The organism is Nonomuraea sp. NPDC048916 (genome assembly GCF_040649575.1).
In the GTDB taxonomy this organism is placed as follows: Bacteria; Actinomycetota; Actinomycetes; order Streptosporangiales; family Streptosporangiaceae; genus Nonomuraea.
The window spans coordinates 1-366 of the sequence record NZ_JBEZFS010000307.1 but is presented as its reverse complement, the minus strand read 5'-3'; the positions used below and the strand labels follow the sequence as shown (position 1 = coordinate 366).

The window sequence follows — 366 nt, the reverse complement described above, 5'->3', positions numbered from 1 at the left end:
AACGCGCGAACGCCCAGCTGAAGAGCTGGAAGATCCTCCGAAAGCTACGCTGCAGCCCTTCCAAGGCCGGCCACCTCTGTAAGGCCATCGCCGTCCTTCAGAACCACCGAGTTGCCCAGGGCGCCTGAGGATGAAAAAGGTTCAGTGTGCGGCGGTTGCGGCACTAGTCGTTGGAGTCGTCAGCGACTGAGGACGTCCCGTCCCCGTCCCCGCCGCCGCCCGACGACATGGTCACCGTGCCTTTCGTCATGTCCACGATCGCGCCGTGGGTGTCGTGGAAGTGGGTGAGCTGAGTTCCGGGATCGAACGTGATGGTGTCGTACTCGGGCGCTGCTGGGGGAAGCTGGGTCATCCGACCCAACCCCC

The 366-nt window shown here is 64.2% G+C and carries 1 protein-coding gene and 1 pseudogene; one reads left to right on the top strand and one right to left on the bottom strand.

Annotation, left to right across the window (positions count from 1 at the left end; all coding sequences use genetic code 11):
- Window positions 1-128, top strand: a pseudogene (locus tag AB0C16_RS40985) (IS5/IS1182 family transposase); the annotation flags it as partial.
- Between the two features lie 35 nt (window positions 129-163).
- On the opposite strand, the gene tgmA reads toward AB0C16_RS40985, so the two are convergent.
- On the bottom strand, window positions 164-366 hold a 203-nt coding region (tgmA, locus tag AB0C16_RS40980; RefSeq protein WP_357691624.1), incomplete at its 5' end, for a putative ATP-grasp-modified RiPP.